The organism is Porphyromonas gingivalis ATCC 33277, from assembly GCF_000010505.1.
GTDB classification, from domain to species: Bacteria; Bacteroidota; Bacteroidia; order Bacteroidales; family Porphyromonadaceae; genus Porphyromonas; species Porphyromonas gingivalis.
This window is the reverse complement of the sequence record NC_010729.1, coordinates 2,119,703-2,137,359: the sequence shown is the minus strand read 5'-3', so window position 1 is coordinate 2,137,359 and position 17,657 is coordinate 2,119,703. Positions and strand designations below refer to the sequence as shown.

The window sequence follows — 17,657 nt, the reverse complement described above, 5'->3', positions numbered from 1 at the left end:
ACGAAACAAACCTATGATACGATATTTCCAACACCGATTCGCTCTCTCTCGTAAGGGTGCGCAGGATCTTGCCAAAGGCATTGCATGGACTACGGTTTTGAATGTCGGATTTATGTTGCCTGCCATATTCACTTTTCTTTTCCTCGAAGACTATCTGCAAGGATCCGCCACACATGGTATTTGGTATTATATAGCCATGGGAGCGGCTTTTATGGCGGTGCTCTTCGTTATAGCTCTCTTCCAATACACAAGTCTGTACACCAAGATATATACAGAGAGTGCCAACCGCCGCATCGCCTTGGCTGAAAAACTACGTAAACTCCCATTGGCTTTCTTCGGAGAGAAGAATCTGTCCGATCTGACTTCCACGATGATGGAGGATAGTACGGTGATGGAGACTGTCTTCTCTCACAGTATACCCCAGCTCTTTGCATCGTTGGTCAGTCTCTTTTTGATCGGTATAGGGCTCTTCTGCTATAATTGGCAGCTTTCGTTGGCACTCTTTTGGGTTGTGCCTGTAGCAGCCTTAGCAATTGTCTTTTCCAAAAAGATGTTGAACAAATCATTCCGCTCGAACTACCATGTCAAACGAGAGGTCACCGAGCATATACAGGAAGGAATCGAAGAGATACAGGAGATAAAATCATATAATGGCGAAGAAGAATTTGCCGAGCGCTTCGATGCCAAACTCCATGCCTATGAGAAGAGCCTTATTCGATGTGAACTTGTTGTCGGTGCCGTCCTTAATGCTTCATATATAATCCTCAAACTGGGACTTGCCTCTGTAATCATAATAGGAGCTTATCTCTTGTCAGAAGGAACAATCGATCTATTCACTTATTTGGTCTTTCTGCTTATCGGATCGAGCATATATAATCCCATAAGTGAAGTATTCAGCAATTTGCTACTCTTGCAGTACCTCGATGTACGTATCGATCGGGTGAGAGAGATGGATGCTATGCCGATACAGGAAGGTAAAACGGACTATTCTGTCCGGAACTTCGATATTATATTCCAAAACGTAAATTTCTCCTACGAAAAGGGGAAGCAAGTACTGCGCAATGTATCGTTCACGGCCAAACAAGGGGAAGTCACAGCCCTCGTCGGTCCGTCGGGTGGAGGAAAGAGCACATCGGCCAAGTTGGCTGCACGCTTTTGGGATATAGATGGAGGAAAGATCTTTTTGGGAGGGGAAGACATTTCGCAAATCGAACCCGAAACCCTGCTACGTCATTATGCCATCGTCTTCCAAGATGTACTGCTCTTCAATGCATCGGTGGCCGATAATATCCGCATAGGTAAACCTGATGCTACAGATGAAGAGCTCAAACGTGTAGCTCGGTTGGCAAGATGCGACGAATTTGTAGATCGTCTGCCGAATGGATATGACACTTTGATCGGTGAAAATGGTGAGAACCTTTCAGGAGGTGAACGTCAGCGCATTTCTATAGCCAGAGCTTTACTCAAGGATGCTCCGATTGTGCTGCTGGATGAAGCTACGGCAAGTCTCGATGTTGAGAATGAGACACTGATACAGGCTGGTATATCCGAACTGATCAAAAACAAGACAGTCCTCATTATCGCTCATCGTATGCGCACTGTAGCCAATGCCCATAAGATTGTTGTACTCAAAGAAGGGACTGTAGCCGAATGTGGCAGTCCGGCCGAATTGATGGCCATGAACGGTGTGTTTGCTCGAATGGTGGCGGCGCAGAAGTAAGGAAACGTGAGTTCGATGTAAGCGATATGGTGCCGACTCTCATAAGATCCGCCATATCGATCAAACACTTGTTGGGATATTGACTATAACCGAATTGGAAAATGAAAGGGAAAAAGTTTGCCGTCATAAACCTAACGATTGCTACGTTCGGTTATCAAACAAGTACGAATTAATGGGGCCTTTGCACAATAAGCAGGCACTTTTGTTCATTCATTTTATTGTGTGTCAGGCGACTATTTGGTACACGCCGGATTTCCACAAGTGGAAAGCTGTCTTTCCACGGGTGGAAAATAAACTTTCCATTAGTGGAAATTTCTTTTTCCACCGGTGGAAATTTACTCCCCTTTAATGAGTGCCCCTTTGAGACATCAAACGACATGACCGGCAACAGCACTTGTGCTCCTCCAATCATCGCCTTGCTCCCCGTGTATGTACCTTGTGTGCCACGCTGTGCCGTCTGATTTACATTGCGTCCATACGAGCCGATACCACCTCCGGCTCCAATAACCCATCCGGCTACCATCGGTACACAGTAGCAGAATACCAATTAGGAGAAACTCGCTCGAATGAAGCTGCAAAACCAATTTAATGCGTCGGCCCCGGGGGCAGCCTGTCAGGGCGATCGCGTTTGAAAATTTTTAGTCTCTTTCCTCTATGATTTGAATCTCTGACATATGGATTCGCACTTGTTTGATAACCGAGCGTAGCAATCATGAGCTTTAGATGTACGTTAGTGGCTGAAATGCGATTGCCCTGATCAAAAATAGTACTACGAAAGTTTTGTACCTTAGCGCGCATGAAAAAGACCAATCTGTTTTTATCTCTGCTGGTGATCTTTATCACCGGCAGTTTTATGACTGCCTGTGCACAGAAGTCCAAGACGAACAAACTCACCGAAGAAGATCGGAGTCGCAATGAATATGTACAGTCGATGGATGTGCTTAGCAATATTATCGGTAACGTCAGGCTGTATTTCGTCGATACCATAAGTATCAAACATATGACTCGGCGTGGTATAGATGCGATGTTGGGCGGGCTTGACCCCTATACCGAATACATTCCTTACGAGGAAATGGATGAACTGAAATTGATGACTACGGGAGAGTATGCCGGAGTCGGAGCTATCATATCGCAGCGTCCGGATAGTGCTGTGATTATCCAGAGACCTATGGAAGGTATGCCCGCAGACGAAGCAGGATTGATAGCAGGCGACCGCATCCTGACTATCGATGGGAAAGACTTCCGTAAATCCACCACACCGAAAGTAAGCCAAGCACTGAAAGGGATAGCCGGTACTGTTGCAAAGGTGACAGTAATGCGCTACGGCGAAACCAAACCTCGTACTTTTTCCGTGAAACGTCAAAAAGTGATTATGAATTCCGTCACTTACAGCGGAATGCTCGATGGCTCGATAGGATATATCCGCTTGAACAACTTTACGGACAAAAGTGCAGAAGAGGTGCGCACGGCCTTGTTGGATCTTCGTGACAAACAAGGAGCGAAAGGTCTCATTTTGGATTTAAGAGGCAATGGTGGCGGACTGATGCAGGCTGCTATCGAGATAGTCAATCTGTTCGTCCCTAAGGGCAAAGAGGTGGTAACGACCAAAGGTCGCATTGCAGAGTCGGCATCCGTATTCCGCACATTGACTGAACCGATCGACACGAAACTCCCGATAGTAGTCCTGATCGATGGACAATCGGCATCTTCCTCGGAGATTGTAGCCGGAGCACTGCAGGATATGGACAGGGCTGTACTGATGGGACAAAAGAGCTATGGCAAAGGGCTTGTACAAACGACTCGTCAGCTACCATACAACGGTGTGATCAAATTGACTACGGCCAAGTACTACATCCCAAGCGGACGTTGTATCCAGCGTTTGGACTACAGCCGCACCAATCGGACAGGTATGGCAACGGCCATTCCTGACAGTCTGCACAAAATCTTTTACACTGCTGCCGGAAGACGTGTAGAAGATGCAGGAGGAATCCTGCCTGACATCGAGATCAAACAAGATACAGCTGCGACATTACTTTATTATATGGCCATCAATAATGACGTTTTCGATTTCGTCACAGGTTATGTGCTCAAGCATAAAACGATTGCCAAGCCGGAGGATTTTTCCATAACGAACGAGGACTATGCAGCTTTCTGCAAGATGATGGAAGAAAAGAAATTTGACTATGATCGCCAGAGTGGCAAGATGCTTGACAAACTGGAGGAACTGGCTAAGATAGAAGGCTACTTGCCGGAAGCCAACTCGGAGCTTAAAGCACTACGCGAAAAGCTAAAACCCAACCTGTCGCGTGACCTGCTACGATTCAAAAAGGAGATAACAAACCATCTCAACAATGAGATTGTCACTCGCTATTATTATGAGCGAGGCAGTATCCGCCAGAGTTTGCCGGAAGATAAGGTAGTCAAAGAAGCTATTAAGCTGCTGAAGGACCATCCGGAGCAAATTCGACAGATCCTTGCAGCTCCGAAAGCAGAGAATAAAGGGTAAGTCAAAAAAAAGTATTCCAGAATAGAACTCCGAACGTTTTGCACAAAACCGACGGAGTTCGTTCGTTTGTAATTGTCCAGCTCCCCTTTCAAGCTTTCCTGAAAAATGAGTTCTATCCCCTTTTCTCCAATGCGATGGCCAATTTGTAGAGTGGGTGCAATTGGTTCAGCATATCTGATAGACTGCTGAATAATGAAGGGGTATGATGGGGCTTTTTAATCATGAAAATCTGCAAGTTTCTTGCTATAAAGATAAGAAAACTTGCAGATTTATCAAAGGTTTTCGCAAACTAATCAGGGCAACCGCATCAAATCTTTAGCAACTTTTTGAGGTAGTCTATATTCAGAGCTGCTTTGAATAACCTCTTCCGTAAGGATAGTTTGTCTTTATGCCCGGATACAATGGCTAAAGCAAACTTTCTCAACGTGTTTAACGTCAGTTCGACGTAAGAAAAAGCCAATGAATTTGTTTTCTGATTAGGGTTAAACGCCCAAAGAACGTGGGCATTATGCTTGAAAAAGTAGCGAATTATTTGTATCTTAGCTGTTGACAATCAATAAGATACGAACAAACAAAACGCTACTTTATGAAGACAAATATAGTTGATGTTTTTTGCATCATAGATGATTTCTCCAAGCTTTTTGATGAAGCAATCAAGAAAAAGACCCTCGAAGAGGAAGACAAAAAACGCAGGAATAGAAAGTTTAAGATGTCGGACAGTGAGGTCATGACCATCCTGATCCTGTTTCATCTGTCAAGATACCGAGATTTGAAAGCTTTTTATCTTCAATACATCACCCATTCTTGTCGATCCGAGTTCCCACATCTTGTCTCTTATAATCGCTTTGTGGAGCTGCAAAGCAGGGTAGGTTTCAAGCTGATAGCATTTCTCAATATGTGTTGTTTGGGTCAATGTACAGGCATCTCTTTCATCGATTCCACCCCACTGAAGGCTTGTCATATCAAACGAGCTCATGGGCATAGGACAATGAGGGGATGGGCTCAAAAAGGCAAAAGCACCATGGGTTGGTTTTATGGATTCAAGCTACATATTGTTATCAACGACAGGGGTGAAATCATCAACTATCAAATCACACCGGGCAATTGTGATGACAGAGAACCTCTGAAAGACGGAACATTCACCAAGAATCTTTTTGGCAAACTCATTGCCGATAGAGGCTACATTTCCCAAAACCTTTTTGACCGGCTCTTTGTCGATGACATCCACATGATAACCAAAATCAAAAAGAACATGAAGAACTCCCTGATGCATCTATATGACAAAGTTTTATTGAGAAAGAGAGCCTTGATCGAAACGGTCAATGATATGCTCAAAAATGTCTGTCAGATAGAGCACACGAGACATCGCAGTGTCAACAATTTTGTCACCAACCTGATCTCCGGTATCATCGCTTACAACATCCTGCCTAAAAAGCCTGAACTCAATATTGAAATCATCAGAAACCCTAACTTTCCTATTTCCGCTTAGATCGAACTGACGTTGTTTAGATTGATGGCTGAATAATCCTTACGAGCTCGACAAGTATCCTCCCTAAAGGTTACATCCAAATGCCAATGGAGTCGATTCTCAATTCCCCAATGCCCTCGAATATATTGCCCGATTAACTGACAATCTTCGGGTGGTAAACTGCTGATATAATACTGCCCTATCTATGCGAGTCTCTCCCTCTGAATTACTGATCTCACGCTCCACTTGAATTAAACTTCTCAAGCCCTGCCATTGACTATATTCCCCCTCGTCAAAGACCTCTGAAGCCGGTAATGTGGTATAAGTCCGCTTCTCAATACGACCATGATCTTTCTCCAGGGTCTCATAACGATGACACCTGATATTGTCCTGTAAAGCAATCCCGAACATCCTCATACAAGTGTTTTTGATTGCCTTTGAGGCTTAGAATGTAGTCGGCTTCTGATTGGATGATCTGCTCGGCAATGTTGGTTTGAGTCCCCATAGCGTCTATGCTGATGACTGCTCCTGACAAATCAAGGCTATCCAAAACTTCCGGAATGGCTTGTAACTCATTGCGTTTCTCGGCAACACTCTCTTGAGCAAGGCTTAAACCTACTTCATCAACCCAAGCTGAGAGAATATGCGTACTGCCGGTTTTCTTCTTCGAGCCTTTCAGACGTTTGCCGTCAATGGCGATATGTTTACCTTCCAAGTCGCTAATCAGCTCTTTCCCATAAACTTGAAGACAAGCATAGAGAGACTGAGGCTCAATACGTTGGAGCACTCTTTCGAAAGTGTCTACGCTCGGACAACCATTCGGCAACTCAACCGGTGGGCGAAGAGATGCTCCTCGCTCTAAGCAAAGTTCATGCATGGACTCATAATCCTCGCCTCCACACAGATAACTCGCCAGTGCTATAACTAGAATATCGCTTAACTTAACGTCAGTTCGATCTAAGCGGAAATAGGAAAGTTAGGGTTTCTGATGATTTCAATATTGAGTTCAGGCTTTTTAGGCAGGATGTTGTAAGCGATGATACCGGAGATCAGGTTGGTGACAAAATTGTTGACACTGCGATGTCTCGTGTGCTCTATCTGACAGACATTTTTGAGCATATCATTGACCGTTTCGATCAGGGCTCTCTTTCTCAATAAAACTTTGTCATATAGATGCATCAGGGAGTTCTTCATGTTCTTTTTGATTTTGGTTATCATGTGGATGTCATCGACAAAGAGCCGGTCAAAAAGGTTTTGGGAAATGTAGCCTCTATCGGCAATGAGTTTGCCAAAAAGATTCTTGGTGAATGTTCCGTCTTTCAGAGGTTCTCTGTCATCACAATTGCCCGGTGTGATTTGATAGTTGATGATTTCACCCCTGTCGTTGATAACAATATGTAGCTTGAATCCATAAAACCAACCCATGGTGCTTTTGCCTTTTTGAGCCCATCCCCTCATTGTCCTATGCCCATGAGCTCGTTTGATATGACAAGCCTTCAGTGGGGTGGAATCGATGAAAGAGATGCCTGTACATTGACCCAAACAACACATATTGAGAAATGCTATCAGCTTGAAACCCACCCTGCTTTGCAGCTCCACAAAGCGATTATAAGAGACAAGATGTGGAAACTCGGATCGACAAGAATGGGTGATGTATTGAAGATAAAAAGCTTTCAAATCTCGGTATCTTGACAGATGAAACAGGATCAGGATGGTCATGACCTCACTGTCCGACATCTTAAACTTTCTATTCCTGCGTTTTTTGTCTGCCTCTTCGAGGGTCCTTTTCTTGATTGCTTCATCAAAAAGCTTGGAGAAATCATCTATGATGCAAAAAACATCAACTATATTTGTCTTCATAAAGTAGCGTTTTGTTTGTTCGTATCTTATTGATTGTCAACAGCTAAGATACAAATAATTCGCTACTTTTTCAAGCATAATGCCCACGTTCTTTGGGCGTTTACCACTAATCAGAAAACAAATTCATTGGCTTTTTCTTACGTCGAACTGACGTGTTATTAATATTGTTTTAAAGAACTCACTATACATACACAGTCCGTAAGGCTATTAAGACTCAGATTTTTTTCTGAAAGAGATCTTAAAACTTCTCTCACTATACATACACAGTCCGTAAGGCTATTAAGACACTGATTACCGAGGGTTAGAACGAACGCATACACAGAGTGTTCTGGAAGCGATGGCCTACAATCTTAAGCGCATGCCCGGGCTTCTTGTGCTCTATGGCATGAAATAGACGAAAAATCTCCCCATTCGGAGGCTTAAACCTCCGAATGGGGAGTAAAGGGAGAGTCCAACCGATAGAAAAACAACAGCAAACAACTCAAAACATCCTTCGTATTCACACATCTACGAGGATGCCAAACGCACAAGCAAGCGAGTTGTGTAGCGGTCTTATAAAAGTGGATAACGGACTCTTTGGAGAAGACTATCCATGCTCTGAAAAACGTGGCGCGGGAACTTTTTCGTTTTGGTTCGGGAAGTGAAAAATTCTCGCGCCACAGCGAAAAAATTCTCGCGCCGCTTTTCCCGAAAACACGCTCCGCAATCCGAGCATTTCCGGTCTGTGAACTTCGGAGAGGCGGATTTGTCCGCAAAGGAAAGTTCGGTCGTTTTCGGGGGAGGGGACAGGCTCGTATAAAAATATTATGGGCGACAATTGTAGAGAATTGCCGCCCTATATATCCAAAAATATACGGTCTGAGGAAATTATATCGTTATTTGAGTGCACTCACCTGCCTACCAATAGTTGTCATCCGTTGGGGGGCGTTTTATGAAAGAGTGATTTAATGCCGTTTGGTTTATTCCGGTCGCAAAAATATGTGCAGCTTTTTTCATGGCAAAGAAAAAATCATCGAATGTTTTTATGGCTTCATAGATACAGACTATATCAATTCAGGCTTTCTTTTTCTCAGAAAGGATTCGCCCCAAAAAAGTTATCGATCAACGGAAGCAGTATAAACATGAAACCTCCGGCGAAAAATGGAAGAGAGGGAAAATCGCCCGATTGGCCGAGGGATTTGGCGGAAAAAGTGCCTGTTTCTCCGTATTTTTGTCCCGTTTTGAATGAAAAATCACACAAATGATCTTATGAAACGAACCCTTGTTTTCTTATTTCTTACTGCCGTTTTGGCTCTTCGGGCCGAGGAGCGATTCGCTTTCGATCAGTCCGATGCGAAAGCGAATGATTTTGTCTTTTCGTTGATATGAGGCTTCTACCGGCAGTCGTTTGTGCTATTATCCTCCTCTCTTTGCCTCTCGGTGGGCAGACGGTGGTGCCCGAATGGGATGAATACATAGCAGAGCAGATAGAATCAGGTGCAATCGGGGAGGATGAGGGAGCCGAATTTCTGGAACGGTGGATGGTGCAGAAGCAGCATCCGCTGGATATCAATACCCTTACCCGGGAGGACTTGGAGCAATTCCCCTTTCTCAATGAGTTTCAGATCCGCCGTTTCCTGCTCTACCGACATGCTCATCCCGAGGGGTTCGACAGCATTTGGGTGCTGAATGAGATTGCCGGCTGGGACAGACGCACCTGTCTGCTCTTGTGGCCCATGCTGACGGTGCAGAAGCGGAGCGAGTCGGCTGCCGACTCTTTTCGCGAGATCCTGTCTTATGCCCGTCACGATGTATCGGTGCATACCGATGCCATCCTCCAGCGGCAGGAGGGCTACCGTCCGGATAGCCGGCATCCGTATCGGGGCGATCCGTGGGGTGGCGGTTTGCGCTGGAGCTACGCTATGGGCAATCGTTTTTCCTTAGGCCTTACTGCGTCCAAATACCGGGGAGAACCGGCCTTCGACAAGCGGCGAAAGGGCTTCGACAGCTATTCCGCCCATTTCTTCATGCAGGGGAAGGGGGCTGTGCGAGCCGTGGCACTCGGAGACTATCGAATAGGGATGGGATACGGCCTGCTCATCAATCAGGCCTCTTTCATGGGAATGGCCTACGCCTATCCTCGTGGCGGAACCACGCTGCGACGTGCGTTTACCTATGCCGAGGATAACTTCATGCGCGGGGCTGCTACCGCTCTTGCACAAGGACGATGGGCCCTGACGGCATTTTATTCGCGCAAGGGGATCGACGCCACCGTCACCGAAGACGGTGCCATCAAAGCCATTTACCACACCGGGCTGCATCGTACGGATGCCGAGATCGCGCGGCGAAACGCTGCCACGATGACCACCGCAGGCACTTCCGTCAGCTATACGGACGATCGACTCCGTCTGACTTTCAATCTCCTGCATCTGCACTGGGGCGGATTGCGCCTGTTGCGAGCGGTCGGCACCCAGGGCATTGCCTCTCTGACCGATCTGGAGCGTTTCTCCCTTGTCTCAGCCGACTACTCCTATCTCTTCGGTCAGGGCGAAGCCGAGCTGTTCGGCGAATTTGCCGGAGCCGCCAACGGTGCCGTGGGAACGATCAATGGGTTGCGCTATACGCACCCCGTCGGTGGCAGCTATATGCTCGTCGGCCGGTATATCCCTGCCGACTTTTGGTCGTATTACCGGGGAGCTTTTGCCCGTTACAGCCGCCCGGGCAATGAGTGGGGCGTGATGGGGAGAGCCGCTTGGGAGCTGCCTTCGGACCGGACGGTCAGAGCCTTTGCGGACTACTACGGCAGTTTCGTCCCACGCTTCGGTCGGAAAGAGAAAACGGAAGCCTTGTACTGGATGCTTGAAGGCGAGAAGAGCCTGTCTGCCCTTTCATGGAGCTGCCGGATCCGAGGCACCGCCGACAAACGCTATCGGCGCAGCCTTGCCGTCAGGCTGAGAGGGCGATACATGTTCGACGAGCGGTGGCGGCTGATGGCTTCGTTGCAGTGGAGTCGGAGCAGTAGCTTCGATGGGGAGTTGCAGGCATGGCAGGCTCCGACGGGAGGCAAGAGCTTTGCCTTGCGTGCCGATTATAGCGGAGGGAAATTGCTCCGTGTATGCAGTATGGATGCCGTGGCATTCGATACGGATTCCTTTGCCGACCGGCTCTATGAAGCAGTGTACAATCCGCGTCACCACTATTCGTCAGCTTTTTTCTATGGCAGAGGAGTCCGTCTGGGCGTCTTCGTGCGTATTGCCCCCCTGCCCCATGTGGAGGTCGAAAGCCGCATCGACCACCTCCTACGGCGCGATACCGACACGATCGGATCCGCCGGCGAACTGATCCGCGGACAGGCACGTACACACCTGTTCATGACCGTACGCTACCGATAGACCGCAGAGCGTTCACGGATTATCCCTTTTATCCTCTCTCGAATTGCACTTGAGGGGGGATCTGGCCCATTGAGAGCTAAAAACTAGATCCCTTGGAAAAATTTACAGAGCCAAACCAAAACCCCAGCCCATAAAAGGAGCATGGGTTCTGAGACATCCCGATCTGCTGGAAGACGTCTTCCGGATTACTGTATATGAGGAAAACGGCATCGTGACTGCTCTTACAGGGATTGTTCTCCCGTAATATAGATTCTTATGCACCTGAAAGGGGCTGTGCCAAAAATGAATTTGGTCACAGCCCCTTTGTCTTTTATACTCGGTTGCCTGTGCTGCTGCGGCCGACAGGACGGCACGGGGGAGTGCGGATCAGAGTCCGCCGCCGGTAGAGCCTTGCTCGCCACCGCCGCTACTGCTGCCTCCTTGCGATGGATCCGGCAGGACGGGCGGCTCGGATGGAGTGTCCGTGCTGCTTGCGGGTTTCTTCTTTTTCTTCGGCTTGGGGAGTTCGTCTTCGGGCACATAGACGAGTTGCTCCCCGTTGATGCGGTACCAGCGATCCTCCTCGTCGCCGTTCTCGGCTACGAATGTGATGAGATAGTGGCGGTTCTTGCCCGTGCCGAGGGTGCGACCGGCAAAGACGGCCGTCTTCTTCTCCTCCACGATCCGGGCGAGCAGGGGGCGGAGCATCTCGGCGATCTCGGCACGACGCTTCTCCACGGCTGCTTCTCCGTAGCTGGCGCGACGAGCCAAGAGAGCGCGGCGATTGGCCACGAGTCGGTTGTAGAGCTCGATGAGCGCACGGATCTCCGGGCTCGGCTCCATGTCGTCGATGGAGTCCATGCGGCGCACCACGGCTACCAATGTGCGGTCGGTCTCGGCACGGAGTGCCTTCACGTCATATTTGCCTCGTTGGTCGGTGCTCAGACGGCGGAGGAAGAAGTCGGCGAAGGCCTTATTGTTCTTTTCCAGTCTGTCAACGAGTGCCGTCACGCCGAGTTTCGTTACGAGGGGGCGAATGTTCTCGCCCTTGAGATCGGTGAGGAAATTCTCTATCGCGGCCGTCTCCTTGTCATAGTTCATTCGGATCACGTTGCCGTAGCGAGCGGCCACGTCTTCGATTCTGGCTGCCGCGTTGCGCAGCTGGCTGTCCTCGTCGAAAGCATACGAACGCACGCGCGACATCAGCGCCTGATAGGCTCTGTCGCGTTCCTCGTCGAGGGCTATGACCTGAGGCGTCAGCTCGTTCGCGACGGGCGGATTCAGAGCCAAATCCTCCATTTCGATAGCCTTTTCCAGCTCGGGCAGTTTGGGATTCAGTTTAGCGATATTTGCCGTGCGACAGAGCGTCAGCACATTCTTGGCAAAACGGTAGTGCTCCAAATTTTGGAGCCGGGAAAACGAGAAAATTTCTGCAGTCATTTTAGTTTTTGAATTAAGGGGTTAAGTCGATAATAATTAGTGTATTGACGGGAGCAGCAACGGGCGTTTCTGCTCTCCTGCATTCGTGCAGGAAGCAAGAAACAGCCTACAATCGTTTCTTACAGGTTGCATAGCGATCTTAGGACACTATAACCAAGAGCTGCATCTATAACTTTTTAACCAGAATAATCTGCCGACGTAGCAGCATTTATATGCAGAATGCGCAAAGTGAAAAAAATTTGAAGATTTTTTTTGATGGAAATAAAATTTTTCTACTTTTGCCCCGCATTTCCAAATTCCGGATAAGGAGGTGTAGAAATATAATCCCAAAATATAGTAAGATGAAAAAATCTTTTGTCGTAGGTGCAAGCTTGTGCATAGCTGCGATCTTTTCTTTGGTTTCATGTTCCAAACAAGAAATCGAAGAAGTACGAGTAATGGAAAATGAGACAATCAAAACGGACTTGCCTCAAGCACGTTCAATCGAAGACAGCGTTGCCTTAGCTGAACTTGTTTTAGATTTAGAAACTTATAATAGCTCTTTGGATAGTGATGGGCGGAGTACATACTCTGCAGGTCAACAAACTTTTTCTGTTGAAGGGCAATTGATGAACAATAGAAGTTTCTGGAGTTTCTTCAAGAAAATCGCTAAGGCTGTTGCAGTTGTATCTGCTGATGCAATTGGAGTTTGTGTTGGTTCTACCATCCATCCTGCAATGGGAGTAGCATTTTGTGCAACTGCATCAGCTGGGACATCTGTATTATTGGATGCTGACATAAACGTCAGCTTTCTCAAAGAATCGTTTGGTCCTGATATTACACGCAGTAATTATGGTGTCTGGCACAACAATACTATTGCTGCCTATCTGAATGAACATGGTTCTTTAACAAATTTGGACCCACTTCAATTTTACAATTACAGTCTGACTTACTGTAGTAACAATATCGGTTCATCGACCTCTCGTCCTCTTCCTTATGAGAAGGTTGAGACTCTATGCTCTGCATTGGCTCAATTATTCACATCATTGGAAAACGACAATTCCGAGAAAACGGAAGAAGAGATTTGCAATATGATTGTTTCTGCTGTTCCCGAAATCAGAGCGCAAGAAGTGAAAATATTGCTAAACTTTCTCCTCAAGATGTATTCCCCTGATTTTAAGGTAGAAAAACGACGTGAATACATTGCTGGTCATACAGAAGTAGTCTTCCAATCCAGACTGAGTGAAGCAGGGAAAAAGCGTATTTATGACATGTTATCAGTCGCTTGTAATAGTTCATTATTATGGAAACAATCAGAAAAATAACAAAGTGGTATTTGTTTGTTTTTGCGCTTTTAGCCATAACAATACCTTCGCTTGCGCAAGAAACAAGCAAATCTGAAGGGCTTATCCTAAGTAGCTCTTTTAGGATGGGAGCTCCAATGTTAGTGTCCAACTTGTCTTTATTGGATGAGCGTGCTCCATTAGCAAATAATCCCGGAGTAGCTGCGTCTGTAGAATTAAGCTACAAGAAGTTTGCAGATCGCACAAGTTTAGGTCTGTTAGTAGATCTAGGTCTCTATAATAACAGAATTGCAAGTTTTATCTCTGGCAACAACATTGGGATAGAGAATAATGTGTTTAACACATTTGCTGGCATAGTGATTCGCCATTATCATATTGATAATGATCGAATTGAATTGGCTGCTCCTATTGCCATTGGGTATATGCATACTTGGAATTTCGAAGATCGGCAAGACCTCGCAGGTGGTGTAATATCTAGAACCAAGAGCATGGGTGCTTTCGCGATGACAGCAGGAATGGAACTCGGTTTCAAAGTGAAAGAGGGTAAATGCATTGGAGCCAAAGTCGATTTATCAGCAGCTGTCGGTAAAAGCATGGTTGACGCAAGTAAGAAAATGCGTTGTTGGCTAAGTCCTAGCATAGGACTTTTCTTTAGACATAGTTTGTAAACAGAGAAAAAGGCTAATCAGGGCTAACACCTAATTTTTCGAATATACAAGGGGCTGTGCCAAAAATGAATTTGGTCACAGCCCCTTTGTCTTTTATACTCGGTTGCCTGTGCTGCTGCGGCCGGCAGGACGGCACGGGGGGATCAGAGTCCGCCGCCGGTAGAGCCTTGCTCGCCACCGCCGCTACTGCTGCCTCCTTGCGATGGATCCGGCAGGACGGGCGGCTCGGATGGAGTGTCCGTGCTGCTTGCGGGTTTCTTCTTTTTCTTCGGCTTGGGGAGTTCGTCTTCGGGCACATAGACGAGTTGCTCCCCGTTGATGCGGTACCAGCGATCCTCCTCGTCGCCGTTCTCGGCTACGAATGTGATGAGATAGTGGCGGTTCTTGCCCGTGCCGAGGGTGCGACCGGCAAAGACGGCCGTCTTCTTCTCCTCCACGATCCGGGCGAGCAGGGGGCGGAGCATCTCGGCGATCTCGGCACGACGCTTCTCCACGGCTGCTTCTCCGTAGCTGGCGCGACGAGCCAAGAGAGCGCGGCGATTGGCCACGAGTCGGTTGTAGAGCTCGATGAGCGCACGGATCTCCGGGCTCGGCTCCATGTCGTCGATGGAGTCCATGCGGCGCACCACGGCTACCAATGTGCGGTCGGTCTCGGCACGGAGTGCCTTCACGTCATATTTGCCTCGTTGGTCGGTGCTCAGACGGCGGAGGAAGAAGTCGGCGAAGGCCTTATTGTTCTTTTCCAGTCTGTCAACGAGTGCCGTCACGCCGAGTTTCGTTACGAGGGGGCGAATGTTCTCGCCCTTGAGATCGGTGAGGAAATTCTCTATCGCGGCCGTCTCCTTGTCATAGTTCATTCGGATCACGTTGCCGTAGCGAGCGGCCACGTCTTCGATTCTGGCTGCCGCGTTGCGCAGCTGGCTGTCCTCGTCGAAAGCATACGAACGCACGCGCGACATCAGCGCCTGATAGGCTCTGTCGCGTTCCTCGTCGAGGGCTATGACCTGAGGCGTCAGCTCGTTCGCGACGGGCGGATTCAGAGCCAAATCCTCCATTTCGATAGCCTTTTCCAGCTCGGGCAGTTTGGGATTCAGTTTAGCGATATTTGCCGTGCGACAGAGCGTCAGCACATTCTTGGCAAAACGGTAGTGCTCCAAATTTTGGAGCCGCTGCAGACGCAAATTTTCTACAGTCATTTGTTTTTCCTTTTTTTGTTGTATTTGATTGATTATTAATCTGTTATTGGTAGCAGTGTCAAGTGACACTGCCCCCTGAAACAGCTTTTATATAAGCATTGTCAGGCGACGAAAGGTCAAAACAGCCGTGCGCGAAACGATTGTCGGCTGACAATCGTTTCCTGCATCGTGCAGGACGTGATTGTCACGTGACGACAGCTTCCTGCATCGTGCACGGAGTGATTGTCACGTGACAACGGCTTCCTGCATCATGCACGGAGTGATTGTCACGTGACAACGGCTTCCTACATCGTGCAGGGAGCAAGAAACAGCCTACAATCGTTTCTTAATTCGCTGCATGGGCTGTCGCCACAGCCGAGCACGAAGGTACGGATATTCGACAATCAGATTGTATAGTAGATCTTAGGTCTCAATAAACAAGAGCCACGTCTACAGCTTTCAGACGAGGATAATCTGCCCAGCTGCATTTATGGCTGAAATATACATACAATTTCTGTCACTTCTCAGATGGGATACCAAATAGAAGAGGTATCTTTGTGAACGACAGCAAAATTTTGCACCAAATGGCAAAAAACAAACTTATAGCACCATTTCTGAAATGGGTAGGAGGGAAAAGGCAACTTATCCCAGAGATCAAAAATTTATTACCAAAAGGCATTTTGAGCCATCCTTACTATGAGCCTTTCATAGGAGGGGGAGCTTTATTGTTTGAACTACAGCCCAAAAACGCTACAATAAATGATTATAATGAAGAACTGATCAATGTCTATAAAGTCATAAGAGATAACCCGCACGAACTTATTGAAGACTTGAAAAAACATAAGAATACAGCCGAATATTTTTATGAAATCAGAGCAATAGATAGAAATCCTCTTTTTATCAACCTTACCGATATAGAAAGAGCATCACGGATTATATATCTAAACAAAACTTGCTATAATGGTTTATATAGGGTCAATAATGCAGGAGAGTTCAATTCTCCATTTGGGAAATATAAAAACCCAAACATTGTAAATGAGCCTGTGATCAAAGCCGTTAGCAAGTACCTAAACACGGCAAAGATTCAAATATTCAACGGAGACTATCAAACGATTTTAAAAGATATACCGAGAAGCTCTTTCGTGTATTTAGATCCACCGTATCATCCCATTTCGCAGAGTGCTAATTTTACAGGATACGTACAAGGAGGTTGGGATGAAAAGGATCAAATCAGACTAAGGAATGTTTGCAATACATTGAACGAAAGAGGAATCAAATTCCTTTTGTCGAATTCTTCGTCTGACTTTATAAAAGAAATATACTCTGATTATAATATCTATGTTGTTCAAGCAACCCGAGCAGTAAACTCCGATTCATCAAAAAGAGGACAAGTGAGTGAATTTTTAATCAACAACTATGAGTAAATCTAAAAATGATCTCGCATGGGAGGCGATTTTTGAGCGATATTCTCTCTTAGACGAGCTCGCGAAAAACGGGCGAGTATCGATCTCCTCTGAGAAGATTAACGAGTTCAGAGAATCTCGTCTAATGACAAAGTTCGATCACCGTTCTCAGCTTCCTGATTTGTTTGGCAAACACAAACTGTCGATCTTGCCGACATCCAGAGGTACTTATGAAATTGGACCGTTTGAGACTTTTTGTGATTTCAATAAAGACGAAATAGGGATCATGTCTATGCCATTCCGCTCTGACTTAGAAAGTATAGACTACAAAGACATTACAAGCGAATCAGCTGCGATCAACTGCGCATTTGTTTGTAGTATATTGCAGGACTTCACAGGAGAAGAAGCTTTATTCCCGACTGTTTCTGGTCGAATGGGCTCCTCTTCTTTTGAGTTTACAATTAATTCTGGATCAAAAAAAGTCAAAATTGATGTGGAAAACTCACAGATTGAGATTGATGGAGGATATGAAGGCGAAAACTCTTTAGCCTTAATCGAAGCAAAGAATTATATCTCTGATGATTTTTTGATCAGACAACTATACTATCCATATAGACTATGGAGCAATAAAATCACCAAACGAGTTCGTCCGATTTTTCTTACCTACTCAAATGGAATATTTCATTTGAGAGAATACGAGTTCTCCGCACCTGAATTATATAATTCCATTCGTCTGGTACAGCACAAAAAATGAGACCTTTGCACGGCGATAGGTGTGTATTTT

14 protein-coding genes and 2 pseudogenes are annotated in these 17,657 nt (G+C 46.6%); 9 read left to right on the top strand and 7 right to left on the bottom strand.

Translation table 11 applies throughout. The features are described 5' to 3' along the window. Nucleotides 1-13: 13 nt before the first annotated feature. A complete protein-coding gene (locus PGN_RS09085; RefSeq protein ID WP_012457907.1) occupies nt 14-1,720 on the top strand; it encodes an ABC transporter ATP-binding protein in 1,707 nt (568 codons plus the stop codon). A gap of 169 nt (nt 1,721-1,889) precedes the next feature. On the opposite strand, the gene PGN_RS09080 is transcribed toward PGN_RS09085, so the two are convergent. Next, on the bottom strand, nt 1,890-2,243 hold the full coding sequence (locus PGN_RS09080) for a hypothetical protein (RefSeq protein ID WP_102981814.1): 354 nt from the start codon (nt 2,241-2,243) through the stop codon (nt 1,890-1,892). A 273-nt stretch (nt 2,244-2,516) separates the two neighbouring features. On the opposite strand from PGN_RS09080, the gene PGN_RS09075 reads away from it, so the two are divergent. Beyond that, entirely contained in the window at nt 2,517-4,226 is a 1,710-nt protein-coding gene (locus tag PGN_RS09075; protein ID WP_012457909.1) for a S41 family peptidase, read from the top strand. A gap of 307 nt (nt 4,227-4,533) precedes the next feature. On the opposite strand, the pseudogene PGN_RS11645 reads toward PGN_RS09075, so the two are convergent. Further along, nucleotides 4,534-4,674 (bottom strand): annotated as a pseudogene (locus PGN_RS11645) (ISAs1 family transposase); the annotation flags it as partial. Nucleotides 4,675-4,812: 138 nt separating this feature from the next. Here PGN_RS11645 and PGN_RS09065 point away from each other — a divergent pair. Then, complete coding sequence (locus PGN_RS09065; RefSeq protein WP_012457848.1) at nt 4,813-5,715, top strand: IS982-like element IS195 family transposase; 903 nt, start codon at nt 4,813-4,815, stop codon at nt 5,713-5,715. 8 nt (nt 5,716-5,723) lie between these two features. Here the strand turns inward: PGN_RS09065 and PGN_RS10870 are convergent. From PGN_RS10870 to PGN_RS11385, 3 genes and pseudogenes are all read right to left on the bottom strand, one after another. After that, nucleotides 5,724-6,637, bottom strand: a pseudogene (locus PGN_RS10870) (ISAs1 family transposase); the annotation flags it as partial. A gap of 14 nt (nt 6,638-6,651) precedes the next feature. Further along, a complete protein-coding gene (locus PGN_RS09055; protein ID WP_012457911.1) occupies nt 6,652-7,554 on the bottom strand; it encodes an IS982-like element IS195 family transposase in 903 nt (300 codons plus the stop codon). A gap of 552 nt (nt 7,555-8,106) precedes the next feature. Then, complete coding sequence (locus tag PGN_RS11385) at nt 8,107-8,214, bottom strand: DUF1661 domain-containing protein (RefSeq protein ID WP_143733414.1); 108 nt, start codon at nt 8,212-8,214, stop codon at nt 8,107-8,109. Here PGN_RS11385 and PGN_RS12480 point away from each other — a divergent pair. Both PGN_RS12480 and PGN_RS09045 read left to right on the top strand, forming a co-directional pair. Beyond that, nucleotides 8,195-8,353 (top strand): DUF1661 domain-containing protein, encoded by a 159-nt coding sequence (locus PGN_RS12480; protein WP_232523406.1) that lies wholly within the window; start codon nt 8,195-8,197, stop codon nt 8,351-8,353. The two genes, PGN_RS11385 and PGN_RS12480, sit on opposite strands and share 20 nt — an antisense overlap. A gap of 565 nt (nt 8,354-8,918) precedes the next feature. Then, nucleotides 8,919-10,925, top strand: coding sequence for a hypothetical protein (locus PGN_RS09045; RefSeq protein ID WP_012458606.1), 2,007 nt, complete (start codon nt 8,919-8,921; stop codon nt 10,923-10,925). Between the two features lie 366 nt (nt 10,926-11,291). Here the strand turns inward: PGN_RS09045 and PGN_RS09040 are convergent, their stop codons facing one another. Further along, nucleotides 11,292-12,344 (bottom strand): DUF6261 family protein, encoded by a 1,053-nt coding sequence (locus tag PGN_RS09040; protein ID WP_012458605.1) that lies wholly within the window; start codon nt 12,342-12,344, stop codon nt 11,292-11,294. A gap of 341 nt (nt 12,345-12,685) precedes the next feature. Here PGN_RS09040 and PGN_RS09035 point away from each other — a divergent pair, with 341 nt between their 5' ends. Next, entirely contained in the window at nt 12,686-13,648 is a 963-nt protein-coding gene (locus PGN_RS09035) for a hypothetical protein (protein WP_013815260.1), read from the top strand. Beyond that, the gene (locus PGN_RS09030; RefSeq protein ID WP_043876337.1) at nt 13,627-14,295 is read left to right on the top strand and encodes a hypothetical protein; all 669 of its coding nucleotides are present in this window, start codon (nt 13,627-13,629) and stop codon (nt 14,293-14,295) included. The genes PGN_RS09035 and PGN_RS09030 overlap by 22 nt, the downstream gene beginning before the upstream one ends. A gap of 143 nt (nt 14,296-14,438) precedes the next feature. Here PGN_RS09030 and PGN_RS09025 read toward each other — a convergent pair whose 3' ends face one another. Next, entirely contained in the window at nt 14,439-15,491 is a 1,053-nt protein-coding gene (locus PGN_RS09025; protein ID WP_012458603.1) for a DUF6261 family protein, read from the bottom strand. A 563-nt stretch (nt 15,492-16,054) separates the two neighbouring features. Between PGN_RS09025 and PGN_RS09020 the strand changes: the two genes are divergently transcribed. Then, the gene (locus PGN_RS09020) at nt 16,055-16,894 is read left to right on the top strand and encodes a DNA adenine methylase (RefSeq protein WP_012458602.1); all 840 of its coding nucleotides are present in this window, start codon (nt 16,055-16,057) and stop codon (nt 16,892-16,894) included. Further along, nucleotides 16,887-17,627 carry a type II restriction enzyme gene (locus PGN_RS09015; RefSeq protein ID WP_012458601.1) on the top strand — a complete coding sequence of 247 codons (741 nt, stop codon included), beginning with the start codon at nt 16,887-16,889 and terminating at the stop codon, nt 17,625-17,627. Before PGN_RS09020 ends, PGN_RS09015 begins: the two co-directional genes overlap by 8 nt. The last annotated feature ends 30 nt before the right edge of the window (nt 17,628-17,657 follow it).